Origin of the sequence: Streptomyces roseus (assembly GCF_001044425.1) — a bacterium.
GTDB classification, from domain to species: Bacteria; Actinomycetota; Actinomycetes; order Streptomycetales; family Streptomycetaceae; genus Streptomyces; species Streptomyces roseus.
In genome coordinates this window covers 1-16,651 of the sequence record NZ_LFML01000010.1, presented here as the reverse complement: position 1 = coordinate 16,651, position 16,651 = coordinate 1, and the positions used below count along the sequence as shown (strand labels likewise).

At 74.0% G+C, this 16,651-nt stretch carries 18 protein-coding genes; 6 read left to right on the top strand and 12 right to left on the bottom strand.

Annotation, left to right across the window (positions count from 1 at the left end; translation table 11 throughout):
- Positions 1-23: 23 nt before the first annotated feature.
- From ACS04_RS02540 to ACS04_RS02525, 4 genes are read left to right on the top strand one after another with little or no spacing between them, the layout of a single operon-like run.
- Positions 24-710 (top strand): response regulator transcription factor, encoded by a 687-nt coding sequence (locus ACS04_RS02540; protein WP_048474806.1) that lies wholly within the window; start codon positions 24-26, stop codon positions 708-710.
- On the top strand, positions 703-2,130 hold the full coding sequence (locus ACS04_RS02535; protein WP_053080678.1) for a sensor histidine kinase: 1,428 nt from the start codon (positions 703-705) through the stop codon (positions 2,128-2,130). Before ACS04_RS02540 ends, ACS04_RS02535 begins: the two co-directional genes overlap by 8 nt.
- A 57-nt stretch (positions 2,131-2,187) precedes the next feature.
- Positions 2,188-3,450, top strand: coding sequence for an LCP family protein (locus tag ACS04_RS02530; RefSeq protein ID WP_048474805.1), 1,263 nt, complete (start codon positions 2,188-2,190; stop codon positions 3,448-3,450).
- Positions 3,438-4,844, top strand: coding sequence for an FtsW/RodA/SpoVE family cell cycle protein (locus ACS04_RS02525; RefSeq protein WP_048474804.1), 1,407 nt, complete (start codon positions 3,438-3,440; stop codon positions 4,842-4,844). Before ACS04_RS02530 ends, ACS04_RS02525 begins: the two co-directional genes overlap by 13 nt.
- A gap of 48 nt (positions 4,845-4,892) precedes the next feature.
- On the opposite strand, the gene ACS04_RS02520 is transcribed toward ACS04_RS02525, so the two are convergent.
- Entirely contained in the window at positions 4,893-5,738 is an 846-nt protein-coding gene (locus tag ACS04_RS02520; protein ID WP_078864372.1) for a polysaccharide deacetylase family protein, read from the bottom strand.
- A 14-nt stretch (positions 5,739-5,752) separates the two neighbouring features.
- Entirely contained in the window at positions 5,753-6,700 is a 948-nt protein-coding gene (locus ACS04_RS02515) for a polysaccharide deacetylase family protein (RefSeq protein ID WP_048474802.1), read from the bottom strand.
- A 119-nt stretch (positions 6,701-6,819) separates the two neighbouring features.
- Between ACS04_RS02515 and ACS04_RS02510 the strand changes: the two genes are divergently transcribed.
- A complete protein-coding gene (locus ACS04_RS02510; RefSeq protein WP_048474801.1) occupies positions 6,820-7,998 on the top strand; it encodes a THUMP-like domain-containing protein in 1,179 nt (392 codons plus the stop codon).
- Here the strand turns inward: ACS04_RS02510 and ACS04_RS02505 are convergent.
- From ACS04_RS02505 to tsaB, 5 genes are all read right to left on the bottom strand, one after another.
- Positions 7,985-8,620: a hypothetical protein gene (locus tag ACS04_RS02505; protein ID WP_048474818.1), complete on the bottom strand. Its 636-nt coding sequence runs from the start codon at positions 8,618-8,620 to the stop codon at positions 7,985-7,987. The genes ACS04_RS02510 and ACS04_RS02505 overlap by 14 nt on opposite strands.
- Positions 8,621-8,685: 65 nt before the next feature.
- A complete protein-coding gene (locus tag ACS04_RS02500) occupies positions 8,686-8,958 on the bottom strand; it encodes a hypothetical protein (protein ID WP_048474800.1) in 273 nt (90 codons plus the stop codon).
- Positions 8,958-10,088, bottom strand: coding sequence for a tRNA (adenosine(37)-N6)-threonylcarbamoyltransferase complex transferase subunit TsaD (gene tsaD, locus ACS04_RS02495; protein ID WP_048474799.1), 1,131 nt, complete (start codon positions 10,086-10,088; stop codon positions 8,958-8,960). Before tsaD ends, ACS04_RS02500 begins: the two co-directional genes overlap by 1 nt.
- A complete protein-coding gene (gene rimI / locus ACS04_RS02490; RefSeq protein WP_048474817.1) occupies positions 10,081-10,563 on the bottom strand; it encodes a ribosomal protein S18-alanine N-acetyltransferase in 483 nt (160 codons plus the stop codon). Before rimI ends, tsaD begins: the two co-directional genes overlap by 8 nt.
- Positions 10,564-10,598: 35 nt before the next feature.
- Positions 10,599-11,261, bottom strand: coding sequence for a tRNA (adenosine(37)-N6)-threonylcarbamoyltransferase complex dimerization subunit type 1 TsaB (gene tsaB, locus ACS04_RS02485; RefSeq protein ID WP_048474798.1), 663 nt, complete (start codon positions 11,259-11,261; stop codon positions 10,599-10,601).
- A gap of 162 nt (positions 11,262-11,423) precedes the next feature.
- Here tsaB and ACS04_RS02480 point away from each other — a divergent pair, with 162 nt between their 5' ends.
- On the top strand, positions 11,424-11,984 hold the full coding sequence (locus tag ACS04_RS02480) for a hypothetical protein (RefSeq protein WP_048474797.1): 561 nt from the start codon (positions 11,424-11,426) through the stop codon (positions 11,982-11,984).
- A 46-nt stretch (positions 11,985-12,030) separates the two neighbouring features.
- On the opposite strand, the gene ACS04_RS37295 is transcribed toward ACS04_RS02480, so the two are convergent.
- From ACS04_RS37295 to ACS04_RS02460, 5 genes are all read right to left on the bottom strand, one after another.
- A complete protein-coding gene (locus tag ACS04_RS37295; RefSeq protein WP_107438510.1) occupies positions 12,031-12,213 on the bottom strand; it encodes a hypothetical protein in 183 nt (60 codons plus the stop codon).
- Between the two features lie 196 nt (positions 12,214-12,409).
- Entirely contained in the window at positions 12,410-12,988 is a 579-nt protein-coding gene (tsaE, locus tag ACS04_RS02475; protein ID WP_078864368.1) for a tRNA (adenosine(37)-N6)-threonylcarbamoyltransferase complex ATPase subunit type 1 TsaE, read from the bottom strand.
- Positions 12,924-14,123, bottom strand: a complete 1,200-nt coding sequence (locus tag ACS04_RS02470) for an alpha/beta fold hydrolase (RefSeq protein ID WP_078864371.1) — start codon at positions 14,121-14,123, stop codon at positions 12,924-12,926. Before ACS04_RS02470 ends, tsaE begins: the two co-directional genes overlap by 65 nt.
- 30 nt (positions 14,124-14,153) lie before the next feature.
- Positions 14,154-15,290, bottom strand: a complete 1,137-nt coding sequence (gene alr / locus ACS04_RS02465) for an alanine racemase (RefSeq protein ID WP_078864367.1) — start codon at positions 15,288-15,290, stop codon at positions 14,154-14,156.
- Between the two features lie 89 nt (positions 15,291-15,379).
- The coding region (locus ACS04_RS02460) for an NAD(P)H-hydrate dehydratase (protein ID WP_048474793.1) at positions 15,380-16,651 on the bottom strand (1,272 nt) is incomplete at its 5' end.

Sequence of the window (16,651 nt, the reverse complement as noted above, 5' to 3'; positions counted from 1 at the left end):
GGGCGGTATGTGAGGGTTGCGGGGTGCGCATCCTCGTGGTCGAAGACGAAGAGGGCCTCGCCGAGTCCCTGCGGCGCGGCCTCTGCGCCGACGGGCACTGGGTCGACCTCGCCCACGACGGCCACCGCGGGCTGGACCTCGCCCGCACCGGCTCGTACGACGCCGTCCTGCTCGACCTGATGCTCCCCGGCCTCAGCGGGTACGAGGTCTGCGCCCGCCTGCGGGCCGACGGCGACCCGACGCCCGTCCTCATGCTGACCGCCAAGGACGGCGAGTACGACGAGGCCGAGGGCCTGGACTGCGGCGCCGACGACTACCTCACCAAGCCCTTCTCGTTCGTCGTCCTGGCCGCCCGCCTGCGCGCCCTCGCCCGGCGGACGGCGGGCGGCGCCGCCGGCCCCCGCCCCACCCTCCAGGCCGGTGACCTCGTCCTCGACCCCGCCGGGCGCCGCTGCCGCCGCGGCCCCCACGACATCGAGCTCACCGCCCGCGAGCTGGGCGTCCTCGCCTGTCTCATGGAGCAGCCCGGCCGGGCCGTCGCCAAGCAGGACATCCTGGACCAGGTCTGGGACGCCCCGCACGCCATCGACCCGAACATCGTCGAGGTGTACGTCTCCTCGCTGCGCAGGAAGATCGACGCCCCCTTCGGCCGCCGTTCGATCCTCACCGTTCACGGCACCGGGTACCGCATGGCCGCCGACGGTGGCTGAGGCCAGGACGAGCTCGGGCCCGCTCCGGCGCCGCGCCGCGCTGGCCGCCGCCCTCGCCATGGCCGCGGTACTCGGCGCCGGCGGGCTGTGGCTGTACGCCCTGCTGCGGGCCAACCTGCTCGACAACACCACCGGCCGCACCGAGCTGGCCGCCCGCAAGGTGGCCGCCCAGCTCGAAGGGCACGCCTTCCCCGGCGGGCGGCTGCCCGCGCCGGAGAGCGGGGTCGACCTGGTCCTCGTACGGGACGCGCACGGGCGGACCGTCGCCTCCACCGGGGACCTCGCCGACGCCCCCGACCTCGGCGGCCTGCGCCCGCCGCCGCCCACCGCCTCCGGCGAGGACTCCCGCTCCGCCGTCCTCGCGCCCGCGCACCCCGGCGCGGAACGGCGCGCGGTCGTCGCGGTCCAGGCGCCGGGCGGGCACGAGGTGTACGCCGTGACCGTGCTCGGCGACGTGGACGACGCGACCGGCGCCATCGCCCTCGGCCTGCTCGCCGGCGCGCCCCCGCTGATCGGCTTCGCGGCGGCCCTGGCCCGGTGGGTGACGGGGCACGCCCTGCGCCCGGTCACCGCGATCCGCACCGAGCTCGCGGCGGTCACCGCCAGCGAGCTGGACCGCCGGGTTCCGGACCCCGGCGGGGCGGACGAGATCGCCCAGCTGGCCCGGACCGTCAACGACACGCTCGACCGGCTGGAGCGATCCGACGCCCGGCAGCGGCAGTTCACCGCCGACGCCTCGCACGAGCTGCGCAATCCGCTGGCCGCCGTCCGGTCCCGGCTGGAAGTGGCGCTGGCCCAGGACCGCCCCGACCGGGAGTCGGTGGCGGCCGCCCTGGCCGATACCGAGCGGCTCCAGCGCATCGCCGCGGACCTGCTGCTGCTCGCCCGGCTCGACGGCGGCCCCGTACCCCGCACCGAGCCGGTGGACCTGGCGCTGCTGGCCGCGGAGGACCTGGCCCGGCGCCCGGAGCCCCGGGTCCCGCTCCGGCTGGACGCGCGGGCTCCCGTACCGGCGGCCGGGGATCCGGCGCGGCTGGAGCGGGCGCTGGCCAACCTGGTGGACAACGCGCTGCGGCACGCCCGTACGGGGGTCGTCGTACGGGCGGCCAGCGAGCCCGCGGACGGCGGCTGGGCGGTGCTGGAGGTCGAGGACGACGGCCCCGGCATCCCCGCGCAGGACCGCGACCGGGTCTTCGAGCGCTTCGTGCGCCTGGACGCGGACCGCGGGCGCGCGGGCGGCGGTACGGGGCTCGGCCTGGCCATCGTCCGCGAGACGGCCCGAGCGCACGGCGGCGAGGCGCGGGCGCTCGCGCCCCGGGCGGGCGGCGGCCGCGGCATCCGCTTCGTCCTGCGCGTGCCGGTCGGCGGCCCGCGCGCGGCGGCCGGCGGGCCGCGGCCGGCCCGGTCCGCCGGGTCCTGAACGCCCCTTCAGGTCTCTCAGGATTCCTTCAGCGCCCCTCCCCCACCATCGAGTGGCATGAGCGCGCACCGGAGGAAGACCAGCCACCCCGCCCGCCGGCCCCGTCGGCGGCCCCGCCCCCGCCGCATCGCCCGCACCCTGCTCGTGGCCGTCTGCGCGCTGGCGGTGACGGCGGCCGCGGGCGCCTGGTACGTGTACCGGGACCTCGCCGCCGGCATCGGCAGCTCCCGGGCCCTGGAGGGCGCCGAGAAGTCGGAGTACGGCGACACCAACGTGCTGCTGATGGGCCTGGACAGCCGCCGCGACCAGAACGGCGAGGAGCTGCCGGCGGAGGTCCTCGACGCACTGCACGCCGGCGGTTCCGACATCGGCGGCTACAACGCGAACACGCTGATCCTGCTCCACGTCCCCGGTGACGGCAGCCGGGCGAAGGCCTTCTCGGTCCCGCGCGACGACTTCGTCGACATCCCGGGGCAGGGCAAGGACAAGATCAAGAAGGCGTACGGGCTGGCGAAGGCCAAGGAGGAGGACCGGCTCTCGGGCCAGGGGGTCAAGGACCGGAGGCAGCTGGAGCGCGAGGGGCGGGAGGCCGGCCGCAGGGCGCAGATCGAGACGGTGCGGAACTTCCTGGGCGTTCCGATCGATCACTTCGCCGAACTCAACCTGGCCGGTTTCCACCACCTGGCGGAGGCGCTGGGCGGCGTACCGGTGTGTCTGAAGCGGCCGGTGCGGGACACGTACTCGGGCGCCGACTTCCCGGCGGGCCGCCAGAGCCTGAACGGGCGGCAGTCCCTGGCCTTCGTACGGCAGCGGCACGGCCTGGAGCGGGGCGATCTGGACCGGACGAAGCGGCAGCAGGCCTTTTTGGCCGGGGCCACGCAGAAGCTGAACTCGGCCGGGACCTTCACGGATCCGGTGAAGCTGATGAAGCTGATCGAGGCCGCGAAACAGGACGTCGTGACGGATGCCGGCTGGGACCTGCTGTCGTTCGTGAAGCAGGCGAAGAACCTGTCCGGCGGAAAAGTGTCGTTCACGACACTGCCCGTCGAGCGGTTCGGCAGGAACCATGGAGAGGACATAAACGTCGTAGACGATATGAAGATAAAGCGCCTCATTGCCGAGCAGATCGGACCGGGGGCTTCCGCCTCCGCGTCCGCTCCGAGCCCGGGCGCGGGCCCGAGCGACGCGCCGGGGACGTCACCCGGGGCGTCTGCGGAGGCGTCTGCCGGGGAGTCTTCGGGGACGGCTTCCACCCCCTCGGCGGGCGCGGGCGGCCCCGCCCCCGCCATCGACGGCGGCGGCGTTCCGTGCGTGGACTGAGGCCGCTGACGACGGCCGGCGTGCGCCGCCGCACCGAGGCGCTGCTCCTCGTCTTCGTCGTCGCCCTCACCGTCTTCGGGCACGTGAGCGCCGGCCTGGCGATGAACGGCGAGCTGCCCGCCAACCTCACCGGCTTCACGATGAGCATGACGCTGCTGGCACTGGTGGGGCACTTGGGCGTGCGCCGGTTCGCCGCGTACGCGGATCCGCTGATCCTCCCGGTGGCCATGCTGCTGTCGGGGCTGGGGCTGGTGCTGCTGCACCGGCTGGACCAGTCGTACATCGCGCGGTACGGCGGCGACGCGAACGCGCCGGGGCAGCTGCTGTGGACGGTGATCGGCGTGGCCGCCTGCCTGGCGGTGGTGGCGCTGCTGCGCGACCACCGGCTGCTCCAGCGGTTCATCTACATCACGATGGTGGTCGCGCTGGTGCTGCTGATCGCGCCGGCCTTCTTCGGTGCGGACACGTACGGCGCGAAGCGCTGGATCATCCTGTTCGGGTTCTCGCTCCAGCCGGGCGAGTTCGTGAAGATCATGATCGCGATCTTCTTCGCGGGCTACCTGGTCATCCACCGCGATTCGCTCGCCCTGACGGGCCGGAAGTTCCTCGGGATGCGGCTGCCGCCGATGCGCCAGCTCGGGCCGATCATCACGGTGTGGATCGTGTCGCTGCTGGTGCTCGTCTTCGAACGGGACCTGGGCACGTCGCTGATCTTCTTCGGTGTTTTCGTGGTGATGCTGTACGTCGCCACCGAGCGCACCAGCTGGATCGTGACGGGCCTGCTCATGGCGGGGGTCGGGGCCTTCGTGGTGGGCTCGACGGAGCCGCACGTCAAGGGGCGCGTGGCGGCGTGGCTGGAGCCGCTCTCGTACTACTGGAAGGAGCGGCCGCCGGGGGTCATCTCGGACCAGTCCGCGCAGGCCCTGTTCAGCTTCGGCACCGGCGGCATGTCCGGGACGGGGCTGGGGATGGGGCACCCGGAGCTGATCGGCTTCGCCGGGCGCAGCGACTTCATCCTGACCACGGTGGGCGAGGAGCTCGGGCTGGCCGGGGTCATGGCGGTGCTCCTCCTGTACGCGCTGCTGGTCCAGCGGGGGCTGCGGATGGCGCTGGGCGCCCGGGACCCGTTCGGGAAGCTGCTGGCGGTGGGCCTGTCGGCGGCGCTGGCGCTCCAGGTCTTCGTGGTCGCGGGCGGGGTGACGGGCCTGATCCCGCTGACGGGCAAGGCGCTGCCGTTCCTGGCGAAGGGCGGCTCTTCCCTCCTCGCCAACTGGATCATGATCGCCCTCCTCCTCCGCATCAGCGACAGCGCGGAACGCCAGCGCGAGGCGGACGCCCGCGGCCCGGCGGAGACGACGATCACCCCGGTGGTGGCGCCGGCGGCTCGGGCCTGAGGAGCGCACCGGCGAGCGGTGCGGACGGCCCAAAGGCTGCCGCCACGGCTAGAGGTAGTCCTCCAGGCGGCCTATGCGGTAGCCCTGCTCCTGGATGCGCTGGAGCATGCGGGTCGTCATCTGGATTTCCGTCGAGCCCTTGAGTTCGGAGGGGCCGCGGAAGTGGGCCAGGATGATGTCGCCCGGCTTGAGGGCTGAGCCCTCGGCGTACTGGAAGTTGTTGATCTGCATCGACACGCGCCACAGGATCACCTGCGATATCCCGCATTCGGAGGCGGCCCTGAGGGTGTCGTCGTTGTAGTTGCCGTACGGCGGGCGGAAGCGGACCGGCTTGGTGCCGAAGCGCTTCTCCAGGCGCTCCTGCTGGCCGCATATCTCCTTCTTCTGCGCCGCGAAGGGCCGGGTCCGCAGGTTCGGGTGCGTCAGGGTGTGGTTGTTGATCGTGCTGCCGGAGCCGTTGTCGCGGAGCTTCTCGAAGTGCCCGTAGTCCGACGAGGCGATGTTGTCCGTCAGGAACATGCTGATCGGCAGCTTGAGGTCGGCCGCCATCTTCAGGAACTCGGGATCCTTCTCCGCGCCGTCGTCGAAGGTCAGGAAGACGACCTTGTCGGTGGGCTGGACGGGTATTCGGTCCACCACCTTGGCCTTGCCCGGGTCCGCCGGGGCCGGCGCGGGCTTCTGCGCCGGCTTCGGGGCGAATTCCAGGGGGGCCTTCAGGCCCCACTTCTTGTACGCCTCGTCCCCCGGCACGCCCGACGGGGACGGCGGCGCAGTCGCCGTCGGCTGCGCCGCCTGGGGTGTCTTGGTACCCAGCCTCTCGACCGGGTCCACGCTGTCCCCGCACCCCGCCAGGGACAGCGCGAGCGCGCCGGCCGCCAGCGTTGCGGTCGTCAACCGGCGCGCGTACCTCACAAGTAGTCCTCCAGGCGGGCCACGGCGTACCCCTTGTCCGTGACGGTCTTCATGACATGACGGATCATGTCAGGCATGGTTCCCTTCCAGTCCTCCCGCCCTCGGAAATGGGTCAGGATGATGTCTCCAGGGTGGAGGTCCCGGTCCCATTCCCGCCAGTCCATGCGGTTCACGAAGGCCTCCGCGTTCCACAGCGGGACCGCCTTGATGCCGCAGGACTTCGCCGCGCGCAGCGTGTCCTGGTTGTAGTTGCCGTACGGCGGCCGGAACAGCGTCGGCCGCTTGCCGAACTGCTTCTGGATCGTGTCCTGCTGCCCGCAGATCTCCTCGTGCTGCTCCTCGTAGGAGAGCGCCGGCATGTAGCGGTGGTTGAGCGTGTGGTTGTTCAGCGAGACGCCGGCTGCCTGCATCTGCTTGAAGTACGGGTAGTTGTCGCGGACGAGGTAGTCGCTGAGGAACGCCGTGTACGGGATCTTCAGCTCCTGCATCATCTTCAGGAACTCGGGGTCCTTCTCCGCGCCGTCGTCGATCGTCAGGAAGACGACCTTGTCCTCCGTGGGGACGGTGGTGAAGACGGGCGGGAGGTCGTCCTGGCCCTCGACCTCGAAGCCCTCGCGGGTGGTGATCTCCGGCTTCGTCTTCGGGGCGGGCGGGGCGACCAGGGGCGGCTTGGCCAGCTTCCACCGCTTCGCCGCGGCGATCACGGCCTGCCTGGCGGCCTTCTGCTGCTCGGCCGGGTTCGCGACCGCGCCCGCCGCGCCCGCGGGTGCGTCCGCGGCCTTGCCGCCCTTGCGGGCGGGCGCGGTGTCGGCGGCCGAGCCGCATCCCGTTCCGAGGGCGGCGACCAGCAGTGCGGCCAGTGCCACCCCGACGCGGCCGCGCGGACCCACCGCGGACCGGTGACCATGAAGCGTCTTATGTTCCGTTTGTCCGACTAGCTGCATAGCAGCGCATCCTGGCACCCGACACGCGCACTTCCCGGACGACACCTCGCACCGGGCCGCCACGTTCCTCCGACCGGCCCACACGCACCCCCGCCGATGGGGGAGCCGACAATGGAGGCGTGACCCCCGAAGACTTCGCCGCGCTCCTCACCCCCGAGGGCCGCGCCCTCCTCGACTCCCTCCGCGACCACGACCCCGCCGAGGAACTCGCCGTCGCCACCCGGCTGCGCCGCGAGCACCCGGCCGCGCTGGTCTCCGCAGCGCTCGGGCAGGCCCGGCTGCGGCAGCGCGCGGTGGCGAAGTTCGGCGCCGAGGACGCGTTCCGGATGTACTTCACGCCCGGCGGCGGCGAGATGGCCACCCGCGCCCCGGTGGCCTCGTACCGGGGCGCACGGCTCGCGGAGCTCGGCGTGCGCAGCGTCGCCGACCTGTGCTGCGGGATCGGCGGCGACGCCCTCGCCCTGGCCCGGACCGGCATCCGCGTCCTGGCCGTCGACCGCGATCCGCTGACCGTCGCCGTCGCCCGCGCCAACGCCGAGGCCCTGGGGCTGGCCGAGCTCGTCGAGGTCGTCGAGGCGGACGTGACGGAGGTGGACACCTCCGCGTACGACGCCGTCTTCCTCGACCCCGCCCGGCGCGGCGGCCGCGGCCGGATCTTCGACCCGGAGAGCTACTCGCCGCCGCTGTCGTGGGCCGTCGAGACCGCCCGTACGGCCAAGTACGCGGCCGTCAAGATCGCACCCGGGATCCCGCACGAGGCCGTGCCGCCGGAGGCCGAGGCCGAGTGGATCTCGGACCAGGGGGACGTGAAGGAGGCCGTGCTGTGGTTCGGGACCGCGCCCGGCACCGTACGCGCCACCCTGCTGCCCGGCCCGCGCACCCTGCACACCGTCGATCCGCTGCCCGACCCCGTGGCCGGGCCGGTCGGCCGCTACCTCTACGAGCCCGACGGGGCCGTGATCCGCGCCCACCTCGTCGCCGAGGTGGCCGAGCAGCTGGGCGGCCGGCTCATCGACCCGACCATCGCGTACGTCACCGCCGACGAGCTGCGCGCGACCCCGTACGCCACGGCGTACGAGATCACCGACGTGCTGCCCTTCGGCCTCAAGAAGCTGAAGGCCCTGCTGCGCGAGCGCGGGGTCGGCATCCTCACCGTGAAGAAGCGCGGGTCGGCCATCGAGCCCGAGGAGCTGCGCAGGAAGGTCAAGCCGCAGGGGCCGCACTCCGCGACCGTCTTCCTCACCCGGGTCGCGGGCGCCCCCTCGATGCTGATCGGCGCTCCCGTCAGCGCGCCGTAGCGCCGCCGCCGCCGCGGAAGGCGCGCACCGCCCACCGGTAGTGCGCGCCGGCCTTGCCGAGGCCCAGCAGGCCGGTGATCCACAGGATCATGCCGAGGCCCATGTAGTACGTGATCTCCCCGTACGTGGTGACGCCCGGGCGGGCCGACGCCGCCGACCCGAAGGTCACGTACAGCCCCAGCGCGCCCATCGCGAAGGAGGCCAGCAGCCAGGTCAGGCTCAGTCCGGGGGCGCGGACCCCGGCGTCGGCGGCCGGGTCCCGGTCCGACTCGGCCCAGGCGCACAGCAGCTGGTGGACCAGCCGGTCGCGCCGGGCGCCCCGGGCGAACCAGAACCCCGCCGGGATCAGCACGCCCGCGCCGAGCAGGCCGAAGATCAGGCCGAAGAGGTACGAGAGCGGGTCGCCCGGCGTCTCGAAGGAGATCAGCGCCATCGCGACGAAGGACCAGCCGAGCGCGAAGACGGCGGCGACGGCCCAGAGCAGCAGCAGCCGCCCCAGACCCAGGCTGCGCCGGCCCAGGTCCTTCAGGAAGCGGGCGCGGTCGGCGCGTACGGCGTTCTCGTCCAGCCAGTCGCGCAAGTGGGCCGGGGGCGGGGGCGGCGGCAGGTCACGGCGAGGCATGCTCATGACGATAACGGCAGCGGGCCCGAGCCCCGCTCACGAGTCGCTGGAGCCCGCCTCGTGTGTCAGGTCCCGCTGGTCTCCACCGACTCGAACCGCCAGCGGTGCACCGGACGGGTAATCAAGTCCGCTGCGGGCTCCGGGAGTTCGGGCAGCTGCGCCGCCAGCCCCTCGGCCGCCTCCCACCAGGTGACGACCAGCACCCGGTCCTGCGCGGCCCGCAGCAGCTCACGGCGTACGGGCTCGCGCTCCAGCACCTGCGAACGGGCCCATTCCAGCAGTTCGTTGCCCCGGCCGTCCGCGGCCCGGGCCTCCCACATCAGCGCGACGGTGCTCATCAGTAGAGGTTGTCCTTGCTCAACTCGTGCACGTGGTCGTGGTCGTGACCGTGCGCGTGGGAGTGTGCGTGTCCGTGCGCCTCGCCGGTACCCGGCACGTGCGGGTCCGTCACCGGCAGCGAGGAGTCCGCCGACAGGTCCCAGTCCGAGGCCGGCCGGTTCCGCTTGACCATCTCCGCGCCCAGCGCCGCCACCATCGCGCCGTTGTCCGTGCACAGCTTCGGCCGCGGCACCCGCAGGATGATCCCCGCGTCGTCGCAGCGCTCCTGCGCCAGCGAGCGCAGCCGCGAATTGGCCGCCACACCGCCGCCGATCATCAGGTGGTCCACGCCCTCGTCCTTGCACGCGCGGATCGCCTTGCGGGTCAGCACGTCCACCACGGCCTCCTGGAAGGACGCCGCCACATCACGCACCGGCACCTCCTCGCCCGCGTTCCGCTTCGCCTCGATCCAGCGGGCGACCGCCGTCTTGAGCCCGGAGAAGGAGAAGTCGTACGCCGCGTCGCGCGGCCCCGTCAGCCCGCGCGGGAAGTTGATCGCCTTCGGGTCCCCCTCCCGGGCGAGCCGGTCGATGACCGGACCGCCGGGGAAGCCCAGTTGGAGCACGCGCGCGATCTTGTCGAAGGCCTCGCCCGCCGCGTCGTCGATGGTCGCGCCCAGCGGCCGTACGTCCGAGGTGATGTCCGGGGCCAGCAGCAGCGAGGAGTGACCGCCGGACACCAGGAGGGCCATGGTCGGCTCCGGCAGCGGCCCGTGCTCCAGCTGGTCCACGCAGATGTGCGAGGCCAGGTGGTTCACGCCGTACAGCGGCTTGCCGAGCGCGTACGCGTACGCCTTCGCGGCGGAGACGCCCACCAGCAGGGCCCCCGCCAGGCCGGGGCCCGCGGTGACGGCGATGCCGTCGAGGTCGCGGGCGCTGACCCCGGCCTCCTTCAGGGCGCGCTCGATGGTCGGGACCATCGCCTCCAGGTGCGCCCGTGAGGCCACCTCGGGCACGACGCCGCCGAAGCGGGCGTGCTCGTCCACGCTGGAGGCGATCGCGTCGGCCAGCAGGGTCGTGCCGCGGACCACGCCGACGCCGGTCTCGTCGCAGGAGGTCTCGATGCCGAGGACGAGCGGTTCGTCAGCCATTGCTCTCAGTGCTTTCAGTCGTCGCTTGTGCGGGGTCGGTCAGGCGCATCACGAGGGCGTCCACGTTGCCGGGCTGGTAGTAGCCCCGCCGGAAGCCGATCGGCTCGAAGCCGAAGCGCTCGTAGAGCTTCTGCGCACGCGTGTTGTCCACCCGCACCTCCAGGAGCACCTCGGCGCACTCGAACGCGGTGGCGGCGCGCAGCAGGTCGGTGAGGAGCCGGGCGCCGAGCCCGGTCCCCCACTGGTCGCGCGCGGCCGCGATGGTCTGTACGTCGGCGAGGTCACCGGCGGCGGCCAGCCCGGCGTAGCCGACGAGGCGGCCGGAGCCGGGGTCCTCGGCCACCACGTAGCGGCGGGTGGCGTGCGGGCCGCGGGCGTGGGCGAGCTCGGACCAGAACATGCCCGCGGACCAGGCGTCCTCGGGGAACAGCTCGTGCTCCAGTTCCAGCACCGGCTCGATGTCCCACCAGCGCATCTCGCGCAGGACCGCTGTCACTGCCGTCGGCGCCGTCACTGCGGGGTGACCACCTTGTAGTTCTTGGGCACCTGCGCGTCGGGCCGGCGCAGGTAGAGCGGCGTCGGCGGCAGGAACTCCTGCCCGGCCGCCAGCCGTTCCACGGCCAGGGAGGCGAGCGCGGCGGCGCTCTGGTGTTCGGGGGCCCGCGCGTCGGTGAAGACCTCCGGGTACAGCAGCGCGCCCTGGCCCACCGCGGGCACCCCGGCGACCCGCTCGGCGATGTCGGCCGGGCGGTCCACGGCGGGCTCGCCGACGCGGGTGCGCGGGTCCTCGTACCGGGCCCAGTAGACCTCCTTGCGCCGCGCGTCGGTGGCGACGGTGAAGGGGCCCTCGATCCCGGCGGCGCCCGCGGCGTACGCGAGCCCGTCGAGGGTGCACAGGCCGTGCACCGGGATGCCGAGCACGGTGGCGAAGGTGGAGGCGGTGACCAGGCCGACGCGCAGCCCGGTGTAGGGGCCGGGGCCGACGCCGACGACGATGCCGGTGAGGGCGTCGAGCTTCAGCCCGGCCTCCGCGAGGACCTTGTCGACGGAGGGCAGCAGGAGCTCCCCGTGGCGGCGGGCGTCGACCTGGTTCGACTCGGCGAGGACGGACTCGCCGTCGTGCAGGGCGACGGTGACGGCGGGCGTGGCGGTATCTACAGCGAGCAAGAGCACGCGAACAGCCTACGACTCCGGGGGGCCGGGCCCTCGCGGCCGGTCGCGGGGCACCCCGGCTGCTACCTTCGACCCAGGTATCGGCCGAGGTGCGGGCCGGGGCGCGCAAGCCCCCGGAAGGCGCGTCCCGGCACAGGGGAAGCACGGGAGAGGTGGAGCAAGGTGGCACGCAGCAGCTCGGGAATCGTGGCCGGGCTCACCGTCGCGGCGATCGCCGCCGTCGGCTTCCTCGGTTACCAGGCCTCCGCGACCGCCCCCGCGCACCCCCCGAAGGCCCACGCGGAGCAGTCCGCGGCCCCCTCCCCCGCGCCCTCGGCGCGCGCGGCCGACCCGGCGAAGCCGGTGGCCGTGCCGGAAGGGTCGGGCACGGGCTCGCGCGTCGTGTACTCGGTGGGACAGAAGCGGGTGTGGCTGGTCGGCGAGAACGGTCCGGAACCGAAGTCGTTCGCGGTCAAGCCCAGTACCGCGCACCCGAAGCCGGGAACGTACCTGGTGAACTCGCGCTCGGGCGCGGTCACCGGCTCCGACGGGGTGCCGATCGAGCACGTCGTGCGGTTCGCCACGGCGGACGGGGTCGTGGTCGGGTTCAGCTCCCGGGTGGACGGGCAGATGCCGGAGCCCGACCCGGGCAAGAAGACCGGCGGCATCCGGATGACGCGGGCCGACGGCGACGCCATGTGGGCGTTCGCGACGATCAACTCGAAGGTCGTCGTCGTCCCCTGACGGGCCCGCCGCGGATTCACGCGAACGGACCAACGCGCACGGCCCCTCAGGCCGCCTCGGACTCCGGGGCGGCCTGTTCTCGTACGTCCGCCGCGCCGGCCCCGGGTACGGGCGCCGGCTCGCGCGCGGGTGGCGTCGAGACGGCGGTGGCGGCGGCGCCCGCGGCGAGCAGCGTCCCCATGGACACGACGGACGGGCGGGGGTCGCGCTGCACTCCTGCTGCGGACATGGCTCCTCCTGGCTCGGGCCGGCCCGTACTTAGGTATACCTAACCAGCCTCTGTACCATGTGACCACGCCGGACTCGATCGGCGCAATATCTTGCCGACGAGTTGTCGGTACGTCTTGCCGGGCAGTCGGCGCAGCCGGGCCTCGGGGCAGCCGGGCCGGCCGCCGGGCGCCCGCCCGCCCCGCGGGCGGACGGCACTACCGCGCGGACACCCCCTGGAGAGCCGCCAGCGCGTCCGGCGCGGACCAGCGGGCCCCGATGCCGCGCACCGAGACCTCCCGTACGTCGTCCAGGACCTCCTCGTGGCCGACCGCCCGCGCGATCACCACGTGCAGCCGGTCGTCGGAGAGCTCCTCGACCTTGCCGTCGCCCCATTCCACGACGACCACGGATTCGGGCAGCGAGACGTCGAGGTCCAGGTCCTCCATCTCGTCCAGCCCGCCGCCGAGGCGGTACGCGTCCACGTGGACCAGCGCCGGCCCGCCGCTCAGCGAGGGGTGGACCCGGGCGATCACGAAGGTCGGCGAGGTCACGGCTCCCCGTACGCCCAGCCCCTCGCCCAGGCCCCGGGTCAGCGTGGTCTTGCCCGCGCCGAGCTCCCCGGTCAGCAGGACGAGGTCGCCCGGACGGAGCAGCCCGGCGAGGGTGCGGCCGAGCTCCTGCATGGCCTCGGGCGAGTCGACGGTGATGCGCGCCCGGGCGGCGGCCGCCTCAGCTTCCTGCTGCGGAGTCTGACTGAGCGGTGCTCGCGGCGCTTCCAGCGGTACTTCTTCCATGCCCGCCAACGTTAGTCGCTGCGGGCACGGCGCCGGTGCGCGCCAGCAGGTCGACGAGCAGCCCGGTCACCGTGTCGGGGTATTCCAGCATCATCAGGTGGCCGGCGGACTCCAGGACCACGAGCTCGGCGGCCGGCAGCGCGTCCTTGATGGCCTGGCTGTGCGCGGCGGGGGTGACCATGTCGCGGTCGCCCGCGATGACGGTGACGGGGATGTCGGCGAACCGCTGGAGGGCGGCGCTCTTGTCGTGGATCTGGAAGGCCGGGTAGAACTCGGCGACCACGTCGATCGGGGTGGCCTCGATGAGCCGCTCGGCGAAGCGCGCGACGCCCGGGTCCACCTCGCGGGGGACGCCGAACGAGTACATCTTGATCATGCCGGCGAAGAGGTCGGCGGTGGCCCGGCGGCCCCTTTCGACGAGCTCCACCTGCGAGCCGAGCGCCTTGAGCACCGGCGGCAGGATGCGGCGCACGGCGCCCATGCCGACCGCGGGAAGTCCGTACGTCACCTGGTCGAGGTGGCCGCTGGAGGTGCCGACCAGGGCCACGCCGATCACCCGGTCGCGGATCAGCTCGGGGAACTGCTCCGCCAGCGCCATGATCGTCATGCCGCCCATCGAGTGGCCCACCAGGATCAGCGGGCCCTCGGGCGCGGCCGCCTCGATGACGGTCTTCAGGTCGCGGCCGAGCTGGTCGATGGTCACGCGCTCGCCGTCGGCCTGGGAGAAGCCGCGCGCGCTGCGGCCGTGGCTGCGCTGGTCCCAGTACACGGCGCGGACCAGCCCGCGCAGGGCGGAGCGCTGGAAGTGCCAGGAGTCCTGGCCGAGGCAGTAGCCGTGGCAGAACACCACGGTCGGCGCGGCCGCGTCCTTGCGGCGCATCCGGGTCCGCTTCTTGGGGCCCTCGGGCGGCTCGTCGACCTCGTAGTAGAGCTCGGTGCCGTCCTCGGCGTAGCAGGCGCCCGGGGTCCCGCGCAGGGAGCCGTAGTCGCCGGTGGCGTCGAGCGCGAGGCGCGCCTTGCGGCGCATGCCGCGCCCTACCGTGATCCGCTCGACCGCGACCCCGGCGGCCGCGCCTGCGGCTATCACACCGATCGCGGCGCCGGCCCACCCCGCCTTGCGCCAGTTCTCGCTCACGCCGTCCACGCCGCCGTCCTCACTCGGCCTTCAGCCGCCCAGGTAGACCCGGGGGACGCGCCCCCCGATACGGGTGACGATCTCATAGGCGATCGTGTGCGCCGCTTGAGCCCAGTCCTCGGCCGTGGGCTCGCCGTGCTCGCCCGGGCCGAAGAGGACCGCCTCGTCCCCGGCGCGTACCAGGTCATCGCCCAGGTCGACGACGAACTGGTCCATGGCCACGCGGCCGGCGACGCGGCGGATCTTCCCGCCGACCGAGACGGGGCCGGTCCCGGAGGCGTGCCGGGGGATGCCGTCCGCGTACCCGGCGGGGATGAGGGCGAGGTTCGTCTCGGCCTCGGTGACGTAGTGGTGCCCGTAGCTCACCCCGTGGCCGGCGGGCACGGTCTTGACCAGTGCCACGGAGGCCTTGAGGGTCATGGCGGGCCGCAGGCCCAGCTCCCGGGCGGTGCCGAGCTCGGGGGCCGGGGAGACCCCGTAGACGGCGAGGCCGCAGCGCACGAGGTCGAAGTGGCTCTCGGGCAGGGTCAGGGTGGCGGGCGAGTTGGCGATGTGCCGGACCTCGGGCTCGACGCCCTCCTGCTCGGCGTGCGCCAGCATGTCGCGGAAGGCGGCCAGCTGGAGCGCGATGGAGGGGTGGCCGGGTTCGTCGGCGCAGGCGAAGTGGGACCAGACGCCGGTGATCTTGACGGTGCCCTCGGCCTGGGCGGCGACGGCCGCACCGACGAGCTCGGTCCAGTCCGCGGGCTGGCAGCCGCCCCGGCCGAGGCCGGTGTCGGCCTTGAGCTGGACCCGGGCGGTGCGGCCGGCGGCGAGCGCGGCCTTGCGCACCTCGTCGAGGGCCCAGATCCCGCTGACGGAGATGTCCAGGTCGGCCTCGACGGCCGCCTGCCAGGGCCCGCCGGGGGTCCACAGCCAGCACAGGATCGGCCCGCCGATCCCGGCGGCGCGCAGGGCGAGGGCCTCCTCGGGGGTGGCGGTTCCCAGCCAGGTGGCACCGGCGTCCTGGGCCGCCCGGGCGCACCGGATCGCGCCGTGGCCATAGGCGTCCGCCTTGACGACGGCCATCAGCTGGGCCCGGGGTGCCCGCGCGCGCAGGGCGCGTACGTTCGCCCGTACGGCGTCAAGATCGATCTCGGCGTACACGCGCGTCGGTGTCTCGTTCATCGCCCCCAGTCTCTCAGAGCGAGGCCGTGGCCTGTGCGACCGCCGTTCATACGTCGACATACTGGATGATTTTCACCCCTGATGACGCATCAAAGGCGGTGGCCCGCGTGGCCGGTGCCGTCCGCGGCCTCCGCGCGGACGTCGCGCCAGGCCCCCGGGAGGGACTCCGCGATCTGCAGGGCGAGCAGCGGCGCTCCGGCGGCCGCCCGCCGCCCCGCGAGGCCGTGCAGGTAGGCCGCCGCCGACGCGGCGTCTGGCGCCGCCAGCCCCGAGGCGAGCAGGGATCCGGCCAGACCGGACAGCACGTCGCCGCTACCCGCGGTCGCCAGCCACGCGGTCCCCGTCGGATTGACCCGGACCGGACCGCCTCCGGGGCGCGCCACCAGCGTCGTCGACCCCTTCAGCAGGGCCGTCGCCCCGTACCGGGCCGCCACGCTCCGTACGGACGACAGCCGGGCCGCCTCCACCGCCTCCCGGGAGGTGCCGAGCAGCGCCGCCGCCTCCCCCGCGTGCGGGGTCAGCAGGGTCTCGGCCGGGCGGGCCCGCAGCACCTGCGGGTCCAGCCCGCGCAGCCCGTCCGCGTCCACCAGCACCGGCACCGGGTCGGCCAAGGCCTCGGCGACCTCCGCCGCCCGGCCCTCGCCGAGCCCCGGCCCGACCACCCACGCCTGCACCCGGCCCCGCCCGATCAGCGTCTCCGGGTACCGCGCCAGCACGGCGTCCGCCGCCGGGCCGACGTAGCGCACCGCGCCCGCGCCGCCGCGCAGCGCCCCCGCGACGGCGAGTACCGCCGCGCCCGGGTACTGCACCGATCCGGCGAGGATGCCGACCACGCCCCGCCGGTACTTGTCGCTCGACGCCTCCGGAGCCGGCAGCAGCCGCGCCACGTCGGCGTGCTGGAGGGCCTCGGCGTCCGGCTCCGGCAGCGACAGCCCGATGTCCACCAGGCGCAGCGCGCCGGTGCGCGAGGCCCCCGGGTCGATGAGCAGCCCCGGCTTGTACGCCCCGAAGGTCACGGTGACGTCGGCGTGGACGGCCGCTCCGGCCACCTCGCCGGTGTCCGCGTCGACCCCGCTCGGCAGGTCCACCGCGACGACGGTGGCGCCGGCCGGGATCCGCTCCACCAGCGCCGCGGCGGCCGGCCGGAGCCCGCCGCGGCCGCCGATGCCGACGAGCCCGTCCAGTACGAGGTCGGCCCGGCCGGGGACGGCCTGCGCGAGGCGGCCCCCGGCGGCGAGCAGCGCCCCGAGCCCGCCCGCGTGGACCCGCTCCGGATCCACCGGTACGGCCGTCACCCCGGCGCCGCGCCGGGCGAGGCGGGCGCCCGCGTACAGGGCGTCGCCGCCGTTGTCCCCGGACCC

What these genes read in the sequence shown, in the direction of transcription:
- ACS04_RS02530 (WP_048474805.1), top strand. Translation starts at nt 2,188, where the DNA reads ATGAGCGCGCACCGGAGGAAGACCAGCCACCCCGCCCGCCGGCCCCGT.
- ACS04_RS02515 (WP_048474802.1), bottom strand. Translation starts at nt 6,700, where the DNA reads ATGCAGCTAGTCGGACAAACGGAACATAAGACGCTTCATGGTCACCGG.
- ACS04_RS02505 (WP_048474818.1), bottom strand. Translation starts at nt 8,620, where the DNA reads ATGCCTCGCCGTGACCTGCCGCCGCCCCCGCCCCCGGCCCACTTGCGC.
- ACS04_RS02500 (WP_048474800.1), bottom strand. Translation starts at nt 8,958, where the DNA reads ATGAGCACCGTCGCGCTGATGTGGGAGGCCCGGGCCGCGGACGGCCGG.
- tsaD (WP_048474799.1), bottom strand. Translation starts at nt 10,088, where the DNA reads ATGGCTGACGAACCGCTCGTCCTCGGCATCGAGACCTCCTGCGACGAG.
- rimI (WP_048474817.1), bottom strand. Translation starts at nt 10,563, where the DNA reads ATGCGCTGGTGGGACATCGAGCCGGTGCTGGAACTGGAGCACGAGCTG.
- ACS04_RS37295 (WP_107438510.1), bottom strand. Translation starts at nt 12,213, where the DNA reads ATGTCCGCAGCAGGAGTGCAGCGCGACCCCCGCCCGTCCGTCGTGTCC.
- tsaE (WP_078864368.1), bottom strand. Translation starts at nt 12,988, where the DNA reads ATGGAAGAAGTACCGCTGGAAGCGCCGCGAGCACCGCTCAGTCAGACT.
- alr (WP_078864367.1), bottom strand. Translation starts at nt 15,290, where the DNA reads ATGAACGAGACACCGACGCGCGTGTACGCCGAGATCGATCTTGACGCC.